Raw genomic sequence first — 22,809 nt, 5'->3', positions numbered from 1 at the left:
GCTCCGCCTTAGCTGACTGTTTCCATGGCCAGCATGGCAAATGTCGCCAGCCAGTGCTCGCCGGCGTATTCGCCGCTGACGACATGCGGCAGGCCGGCTTCTATATGGCGCCGCGCCGCCGCGGCCAGCGTGGCGGCAGCCGGATCGTTTTCCGGCAGGCGCCGGGCAATCCGCTTCATGCACCAGGCGCGGCTCAGGTTCAAGCCGTTCAGATGGGCGATCTTGGGATCGCTATGGTCGCTGACGTCGGCCGGATTCATCAGGCGGTCGATATCGGCCAGCGCCGGCAGGTACTGGGCGAACCAGTCGACGAACACATCGGCCTCGAGCACGTCCGCCATCAGCAAGGCTTCAGTCAGCGCCGCCGACAGGAATTCGTCGCCGCCGGGTTCGTAGTGCGCCGGGTAATTGCTGTCGCCCATGAAGTAACGGCAGGCGGCATTGACGATCGCGTTTTCCAGTTCCGTATCGTTGCGGTGGCGCGCGAAATCGAGTATCAGCTTCAAGGCAAACGCGCTGTTGTAGTGGGTGCCGACCCGGATCGCATAACCGAGCTTGGAAAAATAGCTGAACACGCGGCTGCGTATTTCGGCCGTCAGCGGTTCCATCGCCGCCAGCCAGGCCTTGGCCTTGGGGTGCTGCCAGGTTTCCAGTTCCTGCGCCAGCGCCATGATCCAGGCCCAGCCGTAGGGACGTTCGAAGGAGACCCGTCCCGGCGCCTGGAAATACGCCAGTTCCTGCTGCATGTTGGCGGCGCTGAAGTGGTCGTCGAACAGCGCAGCGATTTCATCCTGCTGCGGCAGCGCCGGATACAGCCGGGCGCAGCGCGCCAGCAGCCAGTAGCCGTGCACCGCCGAGTGCCAGTCGTAGCAGCCGTAGAACACCGGGTGCAGGACGCGCGGCGACAACGCATCCTGCGGGCCGTTCAAGACATGCATGATGTGGTTAGGGTACTCGTGGCGCAGCGAACGCAAGGGCAAGCGCGCGAAGGCGGAAACCTGGTCAAGGGTCAGGTGCATGGTATCTCCTTAGCGGAACGCGATGAAGTACATCAACAGTACGTTGGCGGCCAGCAGTGTCAGCGCCGTAGGAATCTGTATCTTGATCACCTTGTATTTGTCGGTCAGCTCCAGCAGCGCCGCCGGCACGATGTTGTAGTTGGCGGCCATCGGTGTCATCAGCGTACCGCAATAACCTGCCAGCATGCCGATGGTGACCAGCGGCGCCGGATCGGCGTGCTGGCCTGTGATCAGGAACGGCAGCGCGATGCCGGCGGTCATCACCGGGAAGGCCGCAAAGGCGTTGCCCATGATCATGGTGAACAAGGCCATGCCGACGCAGTAAATCACGACCAGCATGAAACGGTTGTCGGGATTGACGAACAGGGTGACTACTTCCTGCACCGATTTGCCGGTCTGGGCGGCGACGAACACCCCGCCCAGCATGGCCAGCATCTGCGGCAGGATCGCGGCCCAGCCGATGGCGTCGACCAGCCGGCGCGATTCGCGCACGGCCTGCAGCGGCGTACCGCCAGTCAGTTTCCAGCCGGCCAGGATGGCGCAGACGCTGGCTACGCATAGCGCCGCCAGCGTCAACTGTTTCTGGTCGAGCAGGTAGACGCCGCCGACCGAGACATTCTTCAGCAGCACGGTGCACAGGACGGTGATCAGCGGGATCAGCAGCGCCGGCAGGAAGATCCAGTTGCCGAAACGGTTGGCCGATGCCTGGCGTTCTTCAGCGCTGCGTTGCTTGTAAGAGCCGGCCGACAGCAGGCCGCAACCGGCGATCAGGGAAATCACCACCACCACGCTGCCGATGACGCGGTAGGCCAGCGGCTTGCCGAGTCCGGCCACCAGCATGTCGCCAAACAGGAACACCGCGCCGAACAGGAACCAGAACAAGGCCGTGGTCAGGCGTTTCGGATTGCCTTTGTCGCGCAATGTCATGCCGACCAGCAGCATGACGATGATGCCGACCAGGTAATAAATCTCGTTGATGGTGAGAAGGGTCTTCATGCTGCCACCTCCTGGCCCGTGGATTTTTGCCAGGCTTCGACGTCGCGCCGGATGCTGGCGTCGAGCCGGGTCAGGCGCGTCATGTGGATGATCAGCGCGGCGATGGCGGTCGGGATGGCCCACAAGCCGAGATGCAGCGGTTCGATATTGGTGATGCCGTTTTCCTTGAGGAAGGCATCCATCAGCAGCACCGCGCCGAAGGCGATGAAAATGTCTTCGCCGAAGAACACGGCAATGTTGTCGCAGGCGGCAGCATGGGCGCGGATCTTGTCGCGGATCGGGACCGGCAGTTCGCCGTATTTGGCCACTGCGGCGCCTTCCACCATTGGCGCCAGCAAAGGCCGTACGGTTTGCGCCTGGCCGCCGATGTAGGTGAGGCCGAGCGCGCCGAGGAACTGGCGCAATACGAAATACAGCATCAGGATGCGTGCCGAGGTAGCGTTGGCCAGGCTGGCGATCCAGTCCTGCGCCCGCTCTTTCAAGCCATAGCTTTCAAGCAGGCCGATGACCGGCAGGATCAGCAGGAAGGTCGCCAGCGAACGGCTGTTGACGAATTTTTCGCCGAAGGTTTCCAGCAATGTGCCGAGATCCATGCCGACCGACAAGCCGGTCGCCAGGCCCGCCACGGTCACCACCAGCAAGGGGTTGAATTTGAAGGCGAAGCCGGCTACTACGATCGGTATGCCGATCAGCGGCAACAATTCTGTTACGGTCATTGCTATCTCCTCATGTTGAGACGGTCGTTGCTGCGCCGTCGATTCTGTTGATTTTCTGGTGTTGCCTGGTATTGCCTGGTGTTGCTGTTTCTTAACCCAGCAGCGGAAACAGGGTGTCGGCAGCTACCGTCCGCGGCGCGCGGATGGCAATGCCTTGCCGTGTCAGCTCGTCATGGATGCGGTGCGCAAAGGCCAGCGCGTGTGCACCGTCGCCGTGCAGGCATACCGTGTCGGCCTTGACCGGCGCCCAGCTGCCGTCGATCGCATGGACCTTGCCTTCGCGGATCATATGCATGGTTTGTGCCAGTGCCTGTTCCTCGTCTTCGATCAGGGCGCCGGGCGTGCCGCGCTTGACCAGGCTGCCGTCCGCCATGTAGCCGCGGTCGGCAAACACTTCTTCCACGGCGTGCAGGCCGGCGCGGCGGGCGGCGGCGACCAGTTCGCTGCCGGCCAGGCCGAACAGGGCCAGGCCCGGATCGACGTCGCGGATGGCGGCGGCGATGGTGTCCGCCAGTTTGGCGTCGCGCGCCGCCATGTTGTACAGCGCGCCGTGCGGCTTGACGTGCGTCAGCTGGACGCCGTGCGCGCCGGCGATCGCCGCCAGCGCACCGATCTGGTACTGCACGCCGCTATAGATTTCATTGGCCGGCAGCTGCATTTCGGTGCGGCCGAAATTGTCGCGGTCGGGAAAGCTGGGATGGGCGCCGATGGCGACGCCTTGCGCCACCGCCCAGGCCACGCATTGCTGCATCATCAGGGCGCTGCCGGCATGCCAGCCGCAAGCGATATTGGCCGAACTGACCAGCGCCAGCAGCGCTTCATCGCTGCCGTCGCTTTGTTCGCCGAGGTCGGCGTTGAGGTCTACCTGCTGTGATTTTTTCTTGGGCATCGTCTGCTCCTATCTGGCCGGACGCAGCCAGTGCATCGCGGCTTCGATCTGCTGCAGATACAAGGCGTCCTGGCGTAATTCTTCGCGCGCCTGGGCGGCGTCGCATTCGACAAACTGTATGGTGCGGTTAAAGCGCAGCTGGGCCAGCCTGGCCAGGTCAGCGCTGATCACCACGCCGATTTTCGGATAACCGCCGGTGGTCTGCGCATCCGCCATCAGCACGATGGGCTGGCCGGCGGGCGGTACCTGGATCACGCCCGGCAGCACGCCGTGGGACAGCAGGTCGCTGCCTTTCTTGATCTTCAGTTCCGGGCCGCTCAGGCGGAAGCCCATGCGGTTGCTTTGCGGCGTCAGGGTCCAGTCGCTGTTCCAGAAAGTCTTTTGCGCGGCTTGCGTGAATAACTCATATTCGGGGCCGGGGATCACGCGGATCGCCAGCGTTTCTGTATCGTCGGCTTCGTACCAGGAGGGCGGGCGGACGCCGAAAGACGGCGCGGTATGCAGCGCTGCTCCGGGGTTGTCCGGCGCGCCGGTTGGCAGGCTGTCGCCTTCGGCCAGCGCACAGCCGCCATGGCCGCCGAAACCGGCTTGCAGGTCGGTGGCGCGCGAGCCCAGCTGGATGGCGGAGTCGATGCCGCCGGAGACTGCCAGGTAGGCGCGCATGCCGTGCCGCGCTGCGTTCAGCTTCAGGGTTTGGCCGGCGCGCGCATGCACGCTCCACCATGACGGCAGCGGCTTGTCGTCCAGCGTCGCCGCGAAATCCGCGCCGCCCAAGGCGATGCGGCAATCGGCCGTGAACGCCAGCTCGCAGGGGCCAAGCGTGAATTCGATGGCGGCGGCGCCGTGCGGATTGCCGACCAGCAGGTTGGCGATGGCCAGCGCGGTGCGGTCCAGCGCCCCCGACTGGCAGACGCCGAGATGGCGGAACCCGCTGCGGCCCATGTCCTGAACCGAGTTGATGCGGCCGGCGCGAATGATCTTGATCATGCGATCACCTCGCTAGCGACAAAGCGCACGCGGTCGCCCGGTTGCAGCAAGGTAGGGGGATTGGCGGCGGGATCGAACAGGCGCAGCGCGCTGTGGCCGATCAGTTGCCAGCCGCCGGGCGAGGCTGCCGGATAGATCCCGGTCTGGCTGCCGCCGATGCCGACCGACCCCGCCGGCACCACTAGCCGAGGCTCGCTGCGGCGCGGTGTGGCCAGCTGGGGGTCGAGGCCGCCCAGGTAAGGGAAGCCGGGCTGGAAGCCGATGAAATAGACGATGTATTCAGCCGCCGTATGGCGCTTGACGATTTCTGCCGGCGACAGGCCGGTGTGGCGCGCGACTTCTTCCAGGTCGGGGCCGCAGGCGCCGCCGTAGGTAACCGGGATTTCGATCTTCCGTCCGGCTTTCTGGCTGATGGAAGCGGCGTCCCATGCGTTCTGCAGCTTGTCCGCCAGTTGCCCGGCGTCGGCCGCCAGCGGGTCGAACAGCACTGTCAGGTTATTCATGCCCGGCACCACATCGCGCACGTGCGGCCAATGCGCTGCCTTGGCTGCGATGGCCCACAAGCGCTGCTGGCAATCCAGGGTGGCGCTGGCTCCTGTATGCAATATCAGGGCGCTTTCGCCAAGAGCTTGTATGACGGCTTGGGTCATTGCGGCTGGTTTCCTTCGGCAGAATAGTCGGCAATCGCGGATCCGGGCCTGGCTGTCGCAAGGCTCTGTTCCCCGATTGCTGGGACAACACGTTTAATTGCAAAGAAAAATGGCGGGACAAGTTCGCAGCCGTCGCAGCCTGCCGAATCAGTCTACCCCCAACAAGCTTACTCTTTGTAAGTCAGAGTTTAAGCAAAGGGCAATATCCTTCATCAAAAATAAAATGTCAATAATTTGTATGTAAATAGCGTGTAATGTTGCTGGAATGTCGGTTTGAATTCACTCTGGTTTTTGGTGCAACTAGTTGTATGATTGGTTTTTCTTGTCGTTTTGTGAGAAATGTATGAACGTCGCCGCACCTAAAATCCTGTCTTCCGCCCACCTGGCGTCGGAAAGCAGCGTCGAGCTGTCGGAACTGGAATATGCGTTGATTATTGCCGGCAATGCATTCAATCGCTGGATGGCGCGCTGCATGTCGGCGGCCGGCGTCAAGGACATGACGCCGGTCGAAGTCTCCCTGTTGCACCACGTTTGCCATCGCGAACGCAAAAAGAGCCTGGCCGACATCTGCTTTGTGCTGAATATCGAGGACACGCATATCGCCAGCTACGCGCTGAAGAAACTGGTGAAGGCCGGTTACATAGAAAGCGGGAAAGTCGGCAAGGAAGCGTATTTTTCCGCCACGGCAAGCGGTTACGCGCTGTGCCTCAAATACCGTGAAATGCGCGAGGAGTGCCTGGTCACCGTGCTGTCGGATACCGGTTTGTCGAACCAGGCGCTGGGCGACGCCGCCAAGTTGCTGCGCACCGCCTCGGGCCTGTATGACACGGCTTCGCGCGCGGCGACGTCGAGATAAGCCTGGCAAAAAGGCGGATATGAAAAAAGGCGCTTGAAGCGCCTTTTTTTTATGCTGCCGCGAGTGCCTTGTCGAGCAAGGCATGCAACTCTTCAAACTTGGGCGCGCCCACGTAGCGCTTGATGATGTTACCTTGCTTGTCGATGACGAAAGTGGTCGGCGTCAGCTTGACGTCGCCGAAGGAATCGGCCAGCTTGCTTTGCGTATCCAGGGCGACCTGGAACGGCAGGCTGCGGGTTTGCACGAAATTCATGACGTAGTTGGGCGGATCGTAGCTCATCGCCACGGCCACATAGTCGAGGCCCTTGTCCTTGTACATATTGTAGGTCTGCACCATTTGCGGCATTTCGGCGACACAGGTGGTGCAGCTGGTGGCCCAGAAATTCACCATCACCACTTTGCCGCGCAAGCTCTTCAGCGATACCTGTTCGCCCTTGATATTGGTGAACGTGACATCGGGCGCCGCATGGGTGTTGGCCATCGACAGGTAGCCGGCCAGCGCCAGCGCTACCACCGCGGCGGCGCCTGCAACCTTGATCCAGAGCCGTTTGCCGGCGGTGTTTTCAACTTGAGCTTGCATGACAGAATCCAGTACGGGCGAAACCCGGAAAGACCCATTATAACTATCTGGGAGCGGCTCTGCCGAAAGCCCCGAAATTAACGGTCAGTTGTCGAATTGCCACGGGTAGGCGTGATAAGTGGCAGCCACCGCGGGCGGAATCGGCGCTTCGATGCCGGCGCAGATTGCACGCAGGATGTCGGCGCTGGCGATCTGCAGCGGGGCGCCATCGTCAGCTACGGCCAGCAGGGCTTTGACCAGCTGCGGCTTGGCCAGCGGCGCCAGCTGGTTGGCATGGTCCAGCGCCAGCCTTACCTGCGGGAAGCCGAGGCTGGCGCCGTCGCAATAGTGCTGGGCGGCGAGATTGAGTTCAGGGCACAGCCGGGCACCGCGCAGGAACGCCGCCAGCCGCGCGCCGACAGCATCGGCATGGTCGGCCGGCACTGCCACATGCGCTACCAGCGACAGCAGCACGGCGATGTCGCCGCTCAGTTCGGACAGGCGATTGAACCTGACCGGCACCAGGCGCCCGGAGCGCAGCGCCAGGCGGCGCGCCAGGATGGTTTGCAGCACGAACTCAGCCAACGTGATGCGGCTGTCGGCGGCGATCAGCTGGTCCACCAGCGCCAGCATCTTGTCGCGCTCGGCTTGCGCCAGCTGACGCAATGCAGGCATCGCCAGGTCAACCAAGGGCAGCCTGGCGCTGAGCGGCAGCTGCGCAATCGATTCCTCCAGGAAAGTAGTCAGCGCTGCCTGCTGCGGCGCCTCCTGCTTGAGCAGCGCGAGCTGCGTTGCGCGCTCTGCGCCTTCACCCAGCAGCAGGGCATAGACCACCGCGCGCGCCGAGAAAGGATCGCGCACCGCGCCGTTGAGCTGGGATGACAGCGCGGCTTTGCCGCTGCTGTTGCCGAATTCGAGCGACGGCGTCGGCAATCCGCCGGCCGCCGGCGCGGCTGCCGGTACCGCCGCTGCGCCCACCAGGCCGGCAGCAGCAGCGGCAAACGGCAGGTCAGGCAGGCGTTCTTCGCTGGCGGCATACGGCACCGCCAGTTCCGGCGCTTCCAGCGGCGACATGCTGCGGCCGTAGATGCGCTTCAAGCGCTCCGCCAGCGGCGGATGGGTGGCGAACCAGCCGTCCAGCAGGTTGGGGCGGGCGCTGCCAAGGAACATGTGCGACAGCTGCTCGGCATTCGGATGATCGATCTGAGAGCCGATTCTCTTGCCGTCGGTGAGACCGCCGATCTTGCGCAAGGCGCCGCCTATGCCCTCAGGATTGCGGGTGAACTGGACGGCGCTGGCGTCGGCCAGGAATTCGCGCTGGCGCGACACCGCGGATTTGATCAGGCGGCCAAAGAAGATGCCGATATAGCCGACCAGGAACAACGCCAGCCCGGCCAGGAACAGCACCAGCTGCCACGGCGGGCCCTTGTCGTCGCTGCGGCTGCCGGAGAAGCGGCCGAAGTTCATCAGCTGCTGGCCGAAGCCGGCGATCATCTGGATGCCGAACAAGACGCCGATCAGGTGGATGTTCATGCGCATGTCGCCGTTCAGGATATGGCTGAACTCGTGGCCGACCACACCTTGCAGTTCATCGCGCGTGAGCCGGTTCAAGGTGCCGCGCGTGACCGCGACTACCGCCTCGTTCTGGTTGTAGCCGGCGGCGAAGGCGTTGATGGCATCTTCCCGCTCCAGCAGATAGACCTTGGGGCAGGCAATGCCGGACGCCAGCGCCATTTCTTCCACCACGTTCAACAGCCGCCGTTCCTGCAGGTCGCCGCTGGCGGGCGAGACGATGCGGCCGCCGGCCATTTGCGCCACGGCGTCGCCGCCATCGCGCAGGTTGAAGGTCTGGATCAGGGTGCCGCCGCCGATCAGCAGCAGCGTGACCAGGGTATTGACTTCGAAGAAGCCCTTCGGATATTGGCGCAGCACCTCATGGTGGCTACCGAACTTGAACGTCCATAACAGCGCCATGGCAAGGTTGACCGTCAGCACGATGGCGATCACCGCCAGCACGAACAGGAACACCAGTTTCCTGGTTTCCTGGCGCGCCTGGTGCTGCTGTTCGAAGAAAGTCATGCGCGCTGCTTCAGCTACGCTTGCGTGCCGGGCTTAGAACGTCACCTTGACCGCCTTGCGTTCTTCAGGCGCTTCGGTTGCCTGCAGCAATTCGGCCGGCTTGAAAGCAAACATGTTGGCGAAGATCGAGCCGGGGAATTGTTCGATCGCGGTGTTGTATTCCATCACGCTATCGTTATATGCCTGGCGCGAAAAGCCGATCTTGTTTTCAGTGCCGGTCAGCTCTTCCGTCAGCTGCATCATGTTCTGGTTGGCTTTCAGGTCCGGATAGGCTTCCGACAACGCAAACAGCTTGCCCAGGCTGGCGCTGAGCGCGCCTTCGCTGGCCGCCATCTGTTGTACCGCGGCCGCGTCGGTGGCGTTGCCGCCGACCTTGGCATTGGCGCTGACGGCCTGGTTGCGCGCCGCGATCACCGCTTCCAGCGTCTCGCGTTCATGCTTCATGTAGCCCTTGGCGGTTTCCACCAGGTTGGGGATCAGGTCGTAACGGCGCTTGAGCTGCACGTCGATCTGGGCGAACGAGTTCTTGAACCGGTTGCGGAAGCTCACCAGGCGGTTGTAGATACCGACCGCCCAAAACACGATGGCGAGCACGATTGCCAGAAAAATGATGAAGCCGATCATGGTTTTCCCCAAAAAAAAGCCGCCGGACAATTTGTCCAGCGGCAACGTTATATGACAAGAAGCGGAAAAGCAAGCCGGATTCCATCCAGCCCCTAAAGGCAGGCCGATTACTTGGCGTTTTCCTTGCTGCTTTCCCTTGGCGCCGACGACATCTGCGTCAATTCGTCCTCGGTGATGTAATCAAACACCTTGACCACTTTTTGCACGCCGCTGACGCCGGCGGCGATTTCGGCTGCACGCTTGCCTTCGCGTTCAGTGACACGGCCCATCAGGTAGACATTGCCGCGTTCGGTCACCACCTTGATCGAGTTGCCGAATACATCCTTGGCGTCGACCAGGGAGGCGATCACCTTGCTGGTGATGAAGGTATCGTTGGAGCGCGCGGAGAAAGTCGACGGTGCGCCGATCGCCAGTTCATTGGCTACCGCATGCACGTTTTCGATGGCTTGGGCCTCGCGCTCAGCCGCTGCCTTGGCGGCATCGTCGCGCACTTCGCCGGTCAGCAGCACCTTGCGGTTGTAGCTGGTGGCGTTGACGTGGCCGTCCTGGCCGACCACGCCGGGAATCCGCGTTTCAGCCTTGACCATGATGGCCTTGTCTTCGGTCTGCGCGCCCAGGGTGCGGCGATCCGTCGCGGCGAAGCCGCCGGCGACAGCGCCGCCCAGCGCCAGCGCCACGCAACCTTGCAAAGCCATCACCACTGTGCCGCACAATGCTACGGCAGCCAACGGACGCTGCCAGTTGCTCCAACCCGGGTTTTGCCGATCAATCATTCGCATCTCCTCCAAATAAAGCGACATCGATGCCGTCGCATAAGCAGTGAATCGTTAACAGATGGACTTCCTGGATGCGCGCGGTGCGGTCGTGCGGCACACAGATGTGGACATCTGCTTCAGTCAGTTTCTTGCCGATGGCGCCGCCGCCTTTGCCGGTCATGGCGACGACGCGCATGTCGCGTTCCAGCGCGACATCGATGGCAGCCAGCACGTTGGCGGAATTGCCCGATGTCGAGAACGCCAACAGTACGTCGCCGGCTTGTCCAAACGCTTGCACCTGCTTGGAAAAGATTTCGTTATAGCTGTAATCGTTGCCGACCGCCGTGATGATCGAAGTATCGGTAGTCAGCGCCAGCGCCGGCAACGGCAGCCGCTCCCGTTCAAAGCGTCCCACCAGTTCCGCCGCAAAATGCTGGCAGTCGGCAGCAGAGCCGCCGTTGCCGCAGGCAAGAATCTTGTTGCCATTGGACAGCGCAGAGAACATAAGTTCAACCGCGCTGGCAATCGGGCCCGCCAGGACTTCCGCTGCACGGGTTTTCAGTTCGGCGCTTTCGTTGAAGTGCGCCAGGATGCGTTGATTTATCATGATGTCGGTATTCTGTGTGGAATGCTGGGGTTTGTGGTCCGCGTCGCCGGCAGGACGGTTTTCTGCTTAGTTTCCTGCCTGATATGCTTGCCATGGTTATCGTGGCCTGATTATAGCGGTCAAGCCGGCAGCTTAATCATGTTTCGAACGCCTGCCTGATCCATTCGATCACGTCATCGTCGATGGCGACCACATCGAAGCGGCAGGCCGGCGGCTGGGCGTAGCGCTGCAGGAACACTTCGGCGGCGATGATCAGCTTGGCTTGTTTGCTGCGCGTGACGCTGGCTGCGGCGCCGCCGTAGCGCCGGCTGTTGCGCTGCCTGACTTCGACAAAAACCAGCAGGCCGGAAACCGGCTCGGCCAGGACCAGGTCGATTTCACCGCCCTTGCAGCGAAAATTCCTTTCGACCAGTTTTAATCCGCGTTGCTGCAGGTAGGCCAGCGCGCGGTCTTCCGCCATCCGGCCGCTGGCCTGGCGCGGCGTCGGCGCTTTCAACGGTTTCATCAGGCGCGGGGCCGGATCAGGGCGCACCCAGCGGCGTGACGACGCCGTTCTGATAGGCCGCGGCCGGTTCTATGCGCTCAAAACTGGGCATGCCGACGCCGAAGCTGATGTTCAGCTGGCCGGTCACGCCGTCGATCTGGAATACCGTATTGCGCGCGGCGATTTCATGCGCGATGCGGAAGGCGTCGATGCCCAATGCATATAGCCGTTCCAGGTCGGCATTGCGGCGCTGGTCGGCGGCCACCGGCTGGTGCGGATACACCATCACGGCAGGATGGTCGGCTTCCACTTGCCAGGGAATGTCGAGCAGCCGTACGCCGTTCAGTTCAGGGATCTGGTGTTCTGGATTGTTGTCGTTGAGGGTCAGCGGATTGAGCTGGGAAATGCCGAAGATCGGCGTTTCCTGGCCGACTGCGCTGCGAATCTGCCGGGCCTGGTCGGCGTTGAGGGCGGCGAACAGCAGGCGCGGTTTTTCGCTTTCGATCCGTTGCTGCAGCTGCGCCAGCGCGCCGGCGTTGAACGTGCCGTCTTCAAGGTTCAAGGTCATCAGGTCGGCATGCAGTCCGCTGCCCTGGATCTGCTGTATGAAGGCATTGGCGACGCGTTTTTGCCAGGTGGTGCTGGTGCTCAGCACGAACACCGTGCCGGGCGCATAGTCGGCGCCGACCCAGCTCGCCACCTGCCGCGCTTCAGCTTCGATCGACAAGCCGACCGGCAGCAGCTGCGCCGGCAGGGCGATTTCCTTGCCGCCGGAAAAATCCGGCTGGGTCAGGGCGATGGTCGGTTTTTCTATCTTGCCGTTCTGGATGATGGCGGTGAGGCCGGTGCGCGACAAGGGGCCGACCACGATATCGTATTTCTTGCTGGCGGTCAGGTAGGCCGCCAGCATGTCGCCAGGCGTGTCGGCCGCTTCGATCACGGTCACGGCCAGGCCATTCTTGTCGCGTTCATAGGCGTTCAGGAAGCCGCCGCGCACGGCGTCGGCCGCCGCGCCCAGAGGACCTGAGCGCAGGGGCAGCAGCAAGGCGATGCTGGCCAGCGGAATGGTGTCGGCGCCGCCATCGGGGTCAGCGGCGCCCGCGGTGGTTGTGTTTGCCAGCGCAGGCGGGCACAATCCGTTGAACAGGATACACATCGCCAAAGCCAGCCTGGCCCATTTATATAACATTCATTACTCCCCATGACTCATCAATCTGCCAGCAACCTCATCAACCCAGCAATTTTGGATGAGGTGGCGCAGCAAGCGTATCCCGCGTCGACATTATATGTGCTGGCCACACCGATCGGAAATGTCTGCGATATCAGCCTGCGCGCCTTGCACGTATTGTCCATGGTCGACGCGGTGGCATGCGAGGACACGCGCAATACCGCCCATTTGCTGGGCCGCTACGGTTTATCCAAGACCTTGCTGGCGGCGCACGAACATAACGAACGGGAAGTTGCGGAAAAAATCGTGGCCCGGCTGCAGGCCGGCGAGCGCATCGCGCTGGTGTCGGACGCCGGCACGCCGGCAGTCTCCGATCCTGGCGCGCGCATCGTCGACGCCGTGCTGCGCGCCGGTTTGCGCGCCTTGCCGCTGCCGGGGCCGTCGGCGGCGGTCACCGCGCTGTCGGTCAGCGGCCTGGTCAACGACCAGTTCCAGTTCGTCGGATTCCTGCCGAGCAAGGCCCGGCAGCGCGAAATCGTGCTGGCCGGCCTGACCGGCGCGGCTGCGACCCTGGTGCTGTACGAGGCGCCGCACCGGATCCTGGAAACCATCGATGCCTTGCTGCAGGCTTTCGGCCCGGATCGTCAAATCGTGCTGGCGCGCGAGTTGACCAAGCTGTTCGAGAGCGTGCACCGCTGCCCCCTGGGTGACGCACCGGCCTGGCTGGCGGCCGACGGCAACCGGCAGAAGGGCGAATTCGTGCTGCTGGTCGAAGCGGCGCCGGCCGTGCTCGACGATAGTGCGGAAGGCGAGCGGGTTTTGCAGATCCTGCTGGCGGAATTGTCGATCAAGCAAGCTTCCGCCTTGGCGGCGCAAATTACCGGGCAAAAGAAAAACGCCCTGTATGAGCGGGCGCTGGCGTTGAAAAATGCCGGTTAACACAAATATGATAGCCTTTTGTTATCAATAAATACCGCTCTGATTCGCTAAACTTGACCATAAATATGCACAAATTGATGGGCGCGGGGATGTATTTTAGCAACGGCGGCAGCATTCCAAATTAGTGCCGGTCCCGGGTTCGAGAGTAAAATCCGCCTCCTTGTGCAATGCCGCAAAAAGTTTCAAGCAAATATCAAATTGAAGTAAGCGGGCCATAGCCAGACTTGCCCTTACCAATAAGAGAGAGAACATGAGCAATACGCAAAACAGCAATAGCGCCGGATTCAAGTCATCCCGTTTCCACATCATTACGCTGGCTGCTTTGGGCATCGTGTTTGGCGATATCGGCACCAGTCCGCTGTATGCGCTGAAAGAGTGCTTCAGCACGGAACATGGCATCCCGTTCACGCCGGCCGGAGTGCTGGGGATTATCTCGATGCTGTTCTGGGCCATCACGATCGTGGTTTCGCTGAAATATGTCTTGTTCGTGATGCGCGCCGACAATAACGGCGAAGGCGGGGTGCTGGCGTTGATGGCGCTGTCGCTGCGCACCGCAAAAAACGGTTCCGGCCGCGCCAAGCTGCTGATGATGCTGGGTGTGTTCGGGGCCTGCATGTTTTACGGCGACGTCGTGATCACGCCTGCCATCTCGGTGCTGTCGGCGGTGGAAGGGCTGGAAATCGCCACGCCGGGGCTAAGCCGCTATGTGGTGCCGCTGTCGCTGGTGATCCTGATCGCGTTGTTCCTGATCCAGAAACACGGCACCACGGTGGTCGGCAAACTGTTCGGGCCGGTGATGTTCGTCTGGTTCCTGTCGCTCGGCCTGCTGGGCGTCTACAACGTCATCAAGGCGCCTGAAATCCTGGCCGCGATCAATCCTTATTATGCTTTTGCCTTCATGCAGCAGCATGCGCTGCAAGCCTTCATCGTGCTGGGTTCGGTGGTGCTGGTGCTGACCGGCGCCGAAGCCCTGTACGCCGACATGGGACACTTCGGCATCCGGCCGATCCGCTTTGCCTGGCTGTTTACCGTGATGCCTTGCCTGATGCTGAATTATTTTGGCCAGGGCGCAAACCTGTTGACCAATCCGAGCGCGATCCAGAATCCGTTTTACCTGATGGTGCCTGACGCCTTGCTGCTGCCGATGGTGATCCTGGCCACGGCTGCCACCGTGATTGCATCGCAAGCCGTGATTTCCGGCGCGTTCTCGCTCACCAGCCAGGCCATCTTGCTGGGCTTCGTGCCGCGCATGCGCATCCTGCACACTTCCGAAGACGAACGCGGCCAGATCTATGTGCCGGTGATCAACTGGATGCTGCTGATACTGGTGGTGGCGGTGGTGCTGGCGTTCAAGAAATCCGACAACCTGGCCGCCGCTTACGGCGTTGCGGTGACCACTACCATGCTGATCACCACGGTGCTGGCGGCAGTCGTCATGCGCACGGTCTGGAAGTGGAACCCGTTCCTGGTGGCGCTGGTCATCAGCGCCTTCTTCATCGTCGATTTCGCTTTCTTTGCGGCCAACCTGCTGAAGATCGTCGACGGTGGCTGGTTCCCTCTGCTGCTGGGCGGTTTTGCCTTCTTCCTGCTGATGACCTGGTACTCCGGCCGCATGCTGCTGCGCGAGCGCACCAAGGACGAAGGCATTCCGCTGGAACCTTTCGTCGAAGGCTTGCTGGCCCATCCGCCGCACCGGGTGGAAGGCACGGCGGTATTCATGACCGGCAATGTGGCCACGGTTCCGGTGGCGCTGCTGCACAACCTGAAGCACAACCGCATCTTGCACAAGCGCGTGTTTTTCCTGAAGATCAGTATCTGGGACGTGCCTTTCGTCGAAGACGACAAGCGCCTTACCTTGAAGGAGCTGGGCAACGATGTGTACATCCTGCGCACCGCTTTCGGTTTCAAGGAAGCGCCTGATGTCCACACCGTGATGGCCCTGGCCAGCAGCCAGTTCGGCCTGGAGTTCGATGTCATGGACACGTCGTTCTTCCTGGCGCGCGACACCGTGATCCCGAGCAAGATTCCTGGCATGCAGCTGTGGCGCGAGAAACTGTTCGCCTGGATGTACCAGAACGCCGCCAAGCCGTCTGACTTTTTCCATATCCCGGTAAACCGGGTAGTTGAACTGGGCACCAAAGTCGAAATCTGAGCTGCCGGAGTACCCCCGCTAGCCGCTCCGGCCGGCGGGATTCAATGCTTGCCGAGGTTAACCTGGCAACGCCACAAACGATGGCCGGACGCCAGGTATTTGCTCTCGAACGGAGTGATCGGCTGTTGCGGCAGATATGCTTCGCAGCCAACTTCCTTGCCGCTGAGCTGGCTCAGGGCGCTGGCGCATTCCTCCACATAAATCTGCCAGTTGCTGCGGCATTCCAGGATGCCGCCGAGCGCGACGATATCAGGAAATACCGGATGGCCGTGCCAGCGGCGGCTTAGCTGGCCAATCTTCGGCCATGGATTCGGGTACAGCAAATAATGCCGCGCCGGGAAAACGCGAGCGGCCAACAGCAGGCGCCAGTAATCCACCAGGTCGGCACGAATCCGCATGAAATTGCCGGGCAGCGGCGCCGTTCCCTGCCACAGGGTATTGCGGCCGACCCGGTCCGCCGACTGGTCGACGCCGATCACGAAATGATCGGGATATTGCGCCGCCAGGTGCATGGTTGACAGGCCGACGCCGCAACCCGCATCGAGGATCAGCGGCAAGCTGCCGGCAGCGCGCCAGGCCGCCATGCTCTCATCGAAAGCGCGCTGGTTGTAGATGCTGACCGGTTTTTGAAAAACATGCGCCGCGTGTTTGGCGACGGTGGCCGCAAGCTGGTCATGGACGCCGCTCTGGGCACTGTGGATCGGACTGGAATTGGCGTACATGAAGGGACGAAAGGAAGCGGACTGCGATGAAACCGCGGAGACGGCGAGGCCGCCCCAGTCTTCCCGATGAAGCCGGCGGCGCCGGCAACCGCAGGTTGACTGAAACGAAGTGGATCGGAAAAGAAATTACTGCAAGGTTACGGGCTGACTCATCATCGAGTCATAATTGCCTAAAAAGGCATCGATATCTTCGATGCTTGGCTCGGTCGCGATCAGATCTTCGACTCCTTTACGGAAAAACTCGGCCAAGGCACCAGCAATGAAAATCTCACGCTTGAATGATTTATCGACGATTTCATAGCCGCCGAAGCGCAAGGCTTCGCGTTGTTCATCGGCACCAAATTCGACGACGCTGTATTGGTCACTGTTATAAATCAGGTTCATATGCGCTCCCGGTAGTTAAGACAGAAGGTAATGATCGAGTAAGCAGTTTTCAAGCCAGCCAATGAAAATATTATTGTTAACTCCTTTTCCGAGAGACATGTTTCTGATGAGACATATTTATCTGGTGAAGAACTTAAGCATTCATTTCATTTATATACTACGCCAGCACTCCTGTTTGTCACGAACTAAATGTTGATCAAGGCTATGCATTTTTCTTAACAGCCATCCAAAATCGCCAGATCCCATTGCACCGCAGTCCTGAATTGCCGTTGCCGGGCCTTGCCGGCGATGTTGCAGATCCGCTACTCGGTCCATTCGAACATGATGTGTTGATGCGATCCCTGTTTGATTGTCACATCCTGAGCCTTGCTCTTGCCGTCCTTGGTTGCTTCAAGGCGGTAACGGCCTGCCGGCAGCTGCGCCAGCAGGAAAGGCCCTTTTGATACGGTATCCAGGACTGCGTTGTGGCTGGCGTCGCTGATCTTCACCTGCACGTCAGAAGTAAATTCGGCGCGGGGCGAGGCGTTGATGACAAACTCGAGCTCCAGCGAATAATTTTTGGCCATTTGTTGTATGGCGGTCGATTCGTCTTGTCCGATACCGCCGGACAAGTAAGTGACGGCGCCGCTGGTGACCGGTTGCAGCCGGCCCGGCACGGCATCGGCCGCAAAGGCCAGATTGGCCGCCAGCAATACTGATACGGCAAAAAGAGAGCGCTTGTTCATGATGCTTCCTCCAAAAATGCATCTCCCGGCACGGGCGATGGCGGAATGAGGAAAAGAAGTCGGCGCGACGGTGAAGAGATGGATCTGGCGCGCCTACGGAAACCATCTTAGCGGCCGCAAATTAAAATCAGCTTAAACCGGATTGCTATCTGCGCATTCAGCTGTAGTAATAAGATTTGGTCGGCACGCTGTCCTTGCCGGCCCTTTTCTGTTCGTCCAGGTCGACGTCGCGATCCCAGAATATGTGCCAGCCCCGGCTTTGCTCATCAATCACTTCAGGGTGCTCTTCCAGAAACTTGTCCAGGAACAGCGTGATTTCCGAAACGTAACCATCATGTCCGGCCTTGTAGGTTTTCGGTTTGCTAAACATATGGCCTCCAGTCCTGATGATTTTTGGACTTCCAGCCGCGTCTCGAGTTTCCTGCTCCTGTATTTAATGGCGCAAGCATGCAGCTTGCAACACCGTGGGAAATTGCCTGGAAGTATAGAAATATTTCAAATGAAAACTAAAAGATATAGTCCGTTCTACGTGCATGTAGCAGTATTTCGTCATATCCATCTGGCAATCTTGAACGTTGCTAGAGCTGCCCAATGATAGGCTGCACCCGTTATCGTCAGAAAACGTCGGTTGTCAAAATGTTATTCAGATGATTGATGGCGTGTGGAGACGTTGTGGTATTTCCATTGGAGATAGTTAGTGGGCAACATTACAAGAGGGGCTGGCAAGCGCCAGCAAATAGTGGATAAGGCGACTGAGCTGTTTTCCGCGCATGGTTTCCATCCTGTCGGCGTGGATCGGATCATTGACGAATCAAACGTGGCGAGAATGACCATGTATCGTCATTTCGCAGGAAAAAACGACCTGATCGGGGAGGTCCTGGGGCAGCGCTTCACTTTCATCGTCGACAGCATCGCTCGGCAGCTGGCGCCGATGGAAGATGCCGGCGCCCGCATCAAAGCCATTTTTGACTGGTACGGAGCCTGGTTTCGCAGTCCTGAATTCGCAGGATGCTTATTCGAGAGGGCGCTTGCCGAATTTGGCACTGCCTATCCTGGCGTGTCGGAAGTGGCAATCGGTTACAGGGTGAAATTGTTCGGGTGGTTTGAAGAATTATTATTGGAGATAGTGCCAGACAAGGCCGCAAAACAGCTGGCCGGCGTGTTTGTGATGCTGCTCGATGGCGCCACGATTGACGCTCGTGCGTTCAACGATCCGTCGGCCGCGGAGCGAGCCTGGCAGGCGGCGGAACTGCTGCTGAACCAGGCGAAGAACGCAGCGCCGCGTCTTTTTGAGCGGGCATAAGATTCATTTATCCTGCAGCGCGCGCCGGTACTGGATCGCCTCCGCCACATGGGCTGCGCCGATGATATCGGCCGCGGCCAGGTCGGCGATGGTGCGCGCCACTTTCAATACCCGATGGTAAGCACGCGCCGACCAGTGCAGGTGCGCCATCGCGCCGCTCAGCAGTTTTTCACCGGCCTTGTCGGGTTTGCAGAAGCGGTCGATTTCATTGGCCGACAAGCCATTGTTTTGCTTGCCCTGGCGGACCATCTGCAACCCATGCACCTGCGCCACCCGGGCCGCGATCGCGGTGGAAGATTCGCCATCGGCTTGTTTGAGCAGCTGATCGTGGGGCACGGCCGCCACCTGGATCTGCATGTCGATGCGATCCAGCAGCGGCCCCGAAATCCTGTTTTGGTAACGCAGGATATTATCGGGCGTGCAGCGGCATGGCTTGGCCGCATGGCCGAGGTAGCCGCAAGGACAGGGATTCATCGCCGCCAGCAGCTGGAACTGCGCGGGAAAATCGGCCTGGCGCGCGGCCCGCGAAATCGTGATGTGGCCGGATTCGAGCGGCTCGCGCAATACTTCCAGCACACGCCTGTCGAACTCGGGCAGTTCGTCGAGGAACAAGACGCCGCGATGCGCCAGGGAAATTTCACCCGGACGCGGCGGGCTGCCGCCGCCCACCAGCGCCACGCCGGACGCAGTGTGGTGCGGCGCCCTGTATGGCCGCACCTTCCAGCGCGCGCCGGAAAAACCGCTGGTGAGCGACTGCACTGCGGCCGATTCCAGCGCTTCACGATCGCTCATAGGCGGCAGGATTCCCGGAAAACGCGCCGCCAGCATGGATTTTCCGGTGCCCGGAGGGCCAACCAGCAGCACGCTATGGTTGCCGGCCGCCGCCACTTCCAGCGCGCGTTTGGCCTGCGCCTGTCCTTTGACGTCGCTGAAATCGAGGTAGGGAGGCAGCCGCCGTTGCGGCTCCGCTGTGTGGCGCGACAGTTTTGTTTCCTGTTGCAGAGAGGAAAAGTGAGCGCATACCTGCAACAAACTGTCAGCCGGGAAAATGCAAGCATCGCCAACCAGCGCCGCCTCATCGGCATTGCCGCGCGGCAGGATGAAAGCACGGCGTTCGCCGCTGTCCGCGGTCATGGCGAAAGTCATCGCCAGCGCGCCGCGTATCGGCCTCAATTCGCCAGACAGCGACAGTTCCCCGGCAAATTCATATTGATCGAGCTGGTCGGACGGCATTTGTCCCGAAGCCGCCAGGATGCCGAGCGCAATCGGCAAATCGAAACGGCCCGATTCTTTCGGCAGATCGGCTGGCGCCAGGTTGACCGTGATGCGGCGCGAGGGAAATTCGAAACGCGCATTTTGCAGCGCTGCGCGGACCCGGTCTTTGGATTCCTTGACCTCGGTTTCGGGCAGGCCGACGATGGTAAAAGATGGCAGGCCGTTGGCCAGGTGGACTTCGACCGTGACCGCGGGCGCCTGCATGCCTGCCAGCGCCCGGCTTCTCAGTACCGCCAGCGTCACTGGCTCGGCATCAAGGGCGTTTCAATTGCGCTTCAAGCTCGGTCACGCGAGCCTCAAGCGCTTCGAGCTTGGCGCGGGTGCTTGCCAGCACCTGGGCCTGCACGTCGAATTCTTCACGCGTGACCAGGTCCAGCTTGGAGAATCCCTGGCCCAGCATGGCCTTGACGTTTTTCTCGATATCCTTGGCGGGAGAGTTTTCGATGGCCTGGTTGATCTTGGCCTGGATGTCGTCAAAAAAGTTGGGTTTGTTCATGATCGGCCCTTCAAGGTAAATAAGAAAAATGATAACCGATACAGGCAAACCCGACATCGGAATTCTGGTCCGGCGGGGCAGTTTAAGCCATAACCACCCATCCTTCCGCCGCTAGAGCTGCTTGCGGTATTGCACGAAACCGGAACGTTGCGCGATGCGGTCGTACAGCTGCATCGCGGTGCTGTTGGTTTCGTGCGTCAGCCAATGCACGCGGGTGCTGCCGGCCGCCTTGGCCTGCGCATAGACATGCTCGATCAGCCGGCGGCCGACGCCGGCGCCGCGCTGTTGCGGCGAGACGTACAAATCTTGCAGGTAGCAGGAATCTTCCACTGTCCAGCAGGAACGATGGAAAATCCAGTGGACCAGGCCGACCGCCTCGCCGCCTGCCATCGCCAGCGCGCCGAACGCCGGTTCCTTCGGATCCAGCAGGCGCTGCCAGGTGACCAGGCGCGTGGCTTGCGGAATATCGACTTCATAAAAATCCTGGTAGCCCTGCCATTGCGGCTGCCAGATGGCGAAATCCTGCTCGCTGAGCGCCTTGATCTGAATCGATGAACGTGGTGCGGATGCCAAGATAACCTCCTGTGGAAATACGATGACGATAAATGCCTGCGGGTGCACAACAGCGTTTATCGTAGCGCCGCAAGTTGGTATCATCAAAGATCCAAGATTGATTATATTTATAGGTCCAATGTGAAGATTGCGCCTCCGCTCCTGTTGATGAACCTCGATCCAGCCGGCATTACGCTGGACGGCGGCAACGGCCTGGCCAAGCAGCTCTACCTGGCGCTGCGCCAACGGATCCTGGCCACGCCCGGCACTTACCGCATCAAGCTGCCCACTTCGCGCAACCTGGCGCTGGCTTTGCAGGTGTCGCGCAATACCGTGGTGCGGGCGTACGAGCAGCTGTACGCCGAGGGTTACATCAGCAGCAGGGTGGGCGACGGCACCTATGCCGATGGCCTGGCGGCGGCAGTTGTTGCCGAGCCGGATGCGCAGGCCGCGGCAGCGCCCGCCATGCGGCAATCGGCCATGCAGGGGCGCTTGAGCGGATATGAGACACGGCGCCGCATGTCGGCCGGGCCGGCGCGCGCGTTCCGGCTCGGGATTCCCGCCTATGACTTGTTTCCGAACCAGATCTGGGGCCGTCTGCAAAGCCAGTTCTGGCGTCGTGCGCCGCTGGCGGAAATGGGTTACGGCGACGCCGCCGGCAACCTGCGGCTGCGCGAACTGATTGCGGCCTACCTGCGGCAGGCGCGCGGGCTGGCTTGCGAACCGTCGCAAATCGTCATCACGGCCGGAGCGCAGCACGGGATTGCCCTGTGCGCGCAATTGCTGCTCGATGCCGGCGACAAGGTCGCTATCGAAAATCCTTGTTATCCGGCTGCAGCTGCAGCGCTGGCGGTGGTTGGCGCGCAGCTGGTGGGGATTGCCCTGGACCAGGATGGGATGGACACGTCGCAACTTGCGCAGCACGCTGATTGCCGGATGGCGTATGTGACGCCGTCGCACCAGTATCCGCTCGGGGTCACGCTGTCGCTGGCGCGCCGGCTCGAACTGCTAGCCTGGGCCGAGCGCCACAACACCTGGGTCGTCGAAGACGATTACGACGGCGAATATCGTTACGACGGCACGCCATTGGCGCCGCTGGCGGCGCTCGATCGCAGCGGGCGCGTGCTGTATGTCGGCACCTTTTCAAAAATCGCCTTTCCCGGTTTGCGGCTGGGCTACCTGGTGCTGCCGCCCAAGCTGGTGCCGGCGCTGACCGCGCTGCACGCCATGGGCGACCGCCATCCGCCGGCCGCGGACCAGGCGGTGATGGCCGAATTCATCGCGGCCGGTCATTTCCAACGCCACATCCGGCGCATGCGGCGCGCCAGCCGCGCGCGCCGTGACGCCTTGCTGGAAGGCTGGGCGCCATTGTTCGGACAGCAGCTGCCTTTGCCCAAGGTCGCCGCCGGTTTGCACCTGAGCCTGCCATTGGCGAGCGCCGGACAGGAGGCTGACCTGGTGGCCAAGGCCATCGCCGCCGGCGTTGAGCTCAATCCCATGAGCCGGTTCTGCCTGCCTGGGCAAGCAGTCAATCCGCAGCATCGAGCCGGCCTGGCGCTGGGTTTTGCCGGTGTCGACGAAGTGGCCATCGGGCGCGCACTGTTATCCCTGCAGCAAGCCTGGACTTGATTTGTAGCCGACTACAGGACGTCATGTAGTCTCTCCCTCATGTTTTTGCACCAAAATAATGCTCAATTAAATGCGTGCATTATTGTGGTGCATTTCCTTGCCGATTTTTTTGTGCAAGAACATCCCGCAGTTAACAATCAGTAAAAGCAGTGAGTAAAACGCCCCACAAGGGGCTGCAGTCATGGAAAAGGAGAGATCGGCGCAGTTGGCATGGGTTCTGCTATGGAAAGTCCGAGGAGTACT

At 61.0% G+C, this 22,809-nt stretch carries 25 protein-coding genes; 5 read left to right on the top strand and 20 right to left on the bottom strand.

The genetic code is table 11. The features are described from left to right. Positions 1-8: 8 nt before the first annotated feature. The 6 genes from BM062_RS07850 to pxpB all read right to left on the bottom strand — a co-directional run bounded on the left by BM062_RS07850 (position 9) and on the right by pxpB (position 5,257). Positions 9-1,019, bottom strand: coding sequence for a DUF2891 domain-containing protein (locus BM062_RS07850; RefSeq protein ID WP_092395521.1), 1,011 nt, complete (start codon positions 1,017-1,019; stop codon positions 9-11). Between the two features lie 9 nt (positions 1,020-1,028). Further along, positions 1,029-2,015 (bottom strand): DUF979 domain-containing protein, encoded by a 987-nt coding sequence (locus tag BM062_RS07845; protein ID WP_092395519.1) that lies wholly within the window; start codon positions 2,013-2,015, stop codon positions 1,029-1,031. Continuing rightward, a complete protein-coding gene (locus tag BM062_RS07840) occupies positions 2,012-2,731 on the bottom strand; it encodes a DUF969 domain-containing protein (protein WP_092395517.1) in 720 nt (239 codons plus the stop codon). Before BM062_RS07840 ends, BM062_RS07845 begins: the two co-directional genes overlap by 4 nt. Before the next feature lie 91 nt (positions 2,732-2,822). After that, positions 2,823-3,620, bottom strand: coding sequence for a 5-oxoprolinase subunit PxpA (gene pxpA, locus BM062_RS07835; protein WP_092395515.1), 798 nt, complete (start codon positions 3,618-3,620; stop codon positions 2,823-2,825). 9 nt (positions 3,621-3,629) lie between these two features. Then, entirely contained in the window at positions 3,630-4,607 is a 978-nt protein-coding gene (locus BM062_RS07830) for a 5-oxoprolinase subunit C family protein (RefSeq protein WP_092395513.1), read from the bottom strand. Further along, positions 4,604-5,257, bottom strand: coding sequence for a 5-oxoprolinase subunit PxpB (pxpB, locus tag BM062_RS07825; RefSeq protein ID WP_092395511.1), 654 nt, complete (start codon positions 5,255-5,257; stop codon positions 4,604-4,606). The genes BM062_RS07830 and pxpB overlap by 4 nt, the downstream gene beginning before the upstream one ends. Before the next feature lie 343 nt (positions 5,258-5,600). Here pxpB and BM062_RS07820 point away from each other — a divergent pair, with 343 nt between their 5' ends. Then, complete coding sequence (locus BM062_RS07820; protein WP_092395509.1) at positions 5,601-6,113, top strand: winged helix DNA-binding protein; 513 nt, start codon at positions 5,601-5,603, stop codon at positions 6,111-6,113. Between the two features lie 49 nt (positions 6,114-6,162). Here the strand turns inward: BM062_RS07820 and BM062_RS07815 are convergent, their stop codons facing one another. From BM062_RS07815 to BM062_RS07785, 7 genes are all read right to left on the bottom strand, one after another. Then, positions 6,163-6,693: a TlpA disulfide reductase family protein gene (locus BM062_RS07815; protein WP_092395507.1), complete on the bottom strand. Its 531-nt coding sequence runs from the start codon at positions 6,691-6,693 to the stop codon at positions 6,163-6,165. 84 nt (positions 6,694-6,777) lie between these two features. Beyond that, positions 6,778-8,751, bottom strand: coding sequence for a M48 family metallopeptidase (locus tag BM062_RS07810; RefSeq protein ID WP_092395505.1), 1,974 nt, complete (start codon positions 8,749-8,751; stop codon positions 6,778-6,780). Between the two features lie 33 nt (positions 8,752-8,784). After that, a complete protein-coding gene (locus BM062_RS07805) occupies positions 8,785-9,375 on the bottom strand; it encodes a LemA family protein (protein ID WP_092395691.1) in 591 nt (196 codons plus the stop codon). Positions 9,376-9,482: 107 nt separating this feature from the next. Beyond that, positions 9,483-10,148 (bottom strand): BON domain-containing protein, encoded by a 666-nt coding sequence (locus tag BM062_RS07800; protein ID WP_092395503.1) that lies wholly within the window; start codon positions 10,146-10,148, stop codon positions 9,483-9,485. Then, positions 10,141-10,737, bottom strand: a complete 597-nt coding sequence (locus BM062_RS07795) for a phosphoheptose isomerase (RefSeq protein ID WP_092395501.1) — start codon at positions 10,735-10,737, stop codon at positions 10,141-10,143. The genes BM062_RS07800 and BM062_RS07795 overlap by 8 nt, the downstream gene beginning before the upstream one ends. A gap of 136 nt (positions 10,738-10,873) precedes the next feature. Then, positions 10,874-11,242: a YraN family protein gene (locus BM062_RS07790; protein WP_092395689.1), complete on the bottom strand. Its 369-nt coding sequence runs from the start codon at positions 11,240-11,242 to the stop codon at positions 10,874-10,876. A 16-nt stretch (positions 11,243-11,258) separates the two neighbouring features. Continuing rightward, positions 11,259-12,410, bottom strand: coding sequence for a penicillin-binding protein activator (locus BM062_RS07785; protein WP_092395499.1), 1,152 nt, complete (start codon positions 12,408-12,410; stop codon positions 11,259-11,261). A gap of 12 nt (positions 12,411-12,422) precedes the next feature. Here BM062_RS07785 and rsmI point away from each other — a divergent pair, with 12 nt between their 5' ends. Then, entirely contained in the window at positions 12,423-13,328 is a 906-nt protein-coding gene (rsmI, locus tag BM062_RS07780; protein ID WP_092395497.1) for a 16S rRNA (cytidine(1402)-2'-O)-methyltransferase, read from the top strand. A gap of 250 nt (positions 13,329-13,578) precedes the next feature. Beyond that, positions 13,579-15,480 carry a potassium transporter Kup gene (locus tag BM062_RS07775; protein ID WP_092395495.1) on the top strand — a complete coding sequence of 634 codons (1,902 nt, stop codon included), beginning with the start codon at positions 13,579-13,581 and terminating at the stop codon, positions 15,478-15,480. Between the two features lie 41 nt (positions 15,481-15,521). Here the strand turns inward: BM062_RS07775 and BM062_RS07770 are convergent, their stop codons facing one another. The 4 genes from BM062_RS07770 to BM062_RS07755 all read right to left on the bottom strand — a co-directional run bounded on the left by BM062_RS07770 (position 15,522) and on the right by BM062_RS07755 (position 17,681). After that, positions 15,522-16,202: a tRNA (guanine(46)-N(7))-methyltransferase TrmB gene (locus BM062_RS07770; RefSeq protein ID WP_092395493.1), complete on the bottom strand. Its 681-nt coding sequence runs from the start codon at positions 16,200-16,202 to the stop codon at positions 15,522-15,524. Between the two features lie 126 nt (positions 16,203-16,328). Continuing rightward, positions 16,329-16,586, bottom strand: a complete 258-nt coding sequence (locus tag BM062_RS07765; RefSeq protein WP_014008142.1) for a BTH_I0359 family protein — start codon at positions 16,584-16,586, stop codon at positions 16,329-16,331. A gap of 302 nt (positions 16,587-16,888) precedes the next feature. Beyond that, a complete protein-coding gene (locus BM062_RS07760; RefSeq protein ID WP_092395491.1) occupies positions 16,889-17,311 on the bottom strand; it encodes a peptidase associated/transthyretin-like domain-containing protein in 423 nt (140 codons plus the stop codon). 157 nt (positions 17,312-17,468) lie between these two features. Beyond that, a complete protein-coding gene (locus BM062_RS07755) occupies positions 17,469-17,681 on the bottom strand; it encodes a DUF3460 family protein (RefSeq protein WP_092395489.1) in 213 nt (70 codons plus the stop codon). 327 nt (positions 17,682-18,008) lie between these two features. On the opposite strand from BM062_RS07755, the gene BM062_RS07750 reads away from it, so the two are divergent. After that, on the top strand, positions 18,009-18,614 hold the full coding sequence (locus BM062_RS07750) for a TetR/AcrR family transcriptional regulator (RefSeq protein WP_254784989.1): 606 nt from the start codon (positions 18,009-18,011) through the stop codon (positions 18,612-18,614). 3 nt (positions 18,615-18,617) lie between these two features. On the opposite strand, the gene BM062_RS07745 is transcribed toward BM062_RS07750, so the two are convergent. The 3 genes from BM062_RS07745 to BM062_RS07735 all read right to left on the bottom strand — a co-directional run bounded on the left by BM062_RS07745 (position 18,618) and on the right by BM062_RS07735 (position 20,958). Then, positions 18,618-20,132: a YifB family Mg chelatase-like AAA ATPase gene (locus tag BM062_RS07745; protein ID WP_092395487.1), complete on the bottom strand. Its 1,515-nt coding sequence runs from the start codon at positions 20,130-20,132 to the stop codon at positions 18,618-18,620. A gap of 10 nt (positions 20,133-20,142) precedes the next feature. Next, the gene (locus BM062_RS07740; RefSeq protein ID WP_061542544.1) at positions 20,143-20,385 is read right to left on the bottom strand and encodes an accessory factor UbiK family protein; all 243 of its coding nucleotides are present in this window, start codon (positions 20,383-20,385) and stop codon (positions 20,143-20,145) included. Positions 20,386-20,496: 111 nt separating this feature from the next. After that, complete coding sequence (locus BM062_RS07735) at positions 20,497-20,958, bottom strand: GNAT family N-acetyltransferase (RefSeq protein ID WP_092395485.1); 462 nt, start codon at positions 20,956-20,958, stop codon at positions 20,497-20,499. A 147-nt stretch (positions 20,959-21,105) separates the two neighbouring features. On the opposite strand from BM062_RS07735, the gene BM062_RS07730 reads away from it, so the two are divergent. After that, positions 21,106-22,566, top strand: coding sequence for a MocR-like pyridoxine biosynthesis transcription factor PdxR (locus tag BM062_RS07730; protein WP_092395685.1), 1,461 nt, complete (start codon positions 21,106-21,108; stop codon positions 22,564-22,566). The last annotated feature ends 243 nt before the right edge of the window (positions 22,567-22,809 follow it).

The sequence above is a fragment of the Collimonas sp. OK412 genome (assembly GCF_900112135.1).
Lineage (GTDB): Bacteria > Pseudomonadota > Gammaproteobacteria > Burkholderiales > Burkholderiaceae_D > Collimonas > Collimonas rhizosphaerae.
This window is presented reverse-complemented; position numbering and strand designations above follow the sequence as displayed.